Origin of the sequence: Bacillus mobilis (assembly GCF_001884045.1) — a bacterium.
Taxonomy (GTDB): domain Bacteria; phylum Bacillota; class Bacilli; order Bacillales; family Bacillaceae_G; genus Bacillus_A; species Bacillus_A mobilis.
In genome coordinates, this window is the sequence record NZ_MACF01000063.1 from 1 (window position 1) to 305 (window position 305).

Genomic DNA, 305 nt, shown 5'->3' on the forward strand with positions numbered 1-305 from the left:
CGTTCTTTCATACCATTAGAAGCTACAAAAAGCTCTTTTAAACCAACATCCACACCAATCGACTCATTGGTTAGTTCTTGGGATGCAAAGTCTTCTTGGAACCCTACACTAATCCACCAGTGACGACCGTCAAATGTAACTCTTGGATTAGATGGTTTTTTATTTCTTGGTAGTTGTTGGCTTGTTTTCACTTCTCCGATAGACTGAATATGAACTACCTTCTTTCCTATAGCCAGTCTTTCATAATTGGCATAAAATCCTTGGATTACATCTTTTTTGGATTTATAAGAAGTGTGATAACCATT

At 36.7% G+C, this 305-nt stretch carries 1 pseudogene; it reads right to left on the reverse strand.

Going from position 1 to position 305, the window contains the following annotated elements:
* A pseudogene (locus BAQ44_RS09760) lies at positions 1–305 on the reverse strand (RNA-guided endonuclease InsQ/TnpB family protein); the annotation flags it as partial.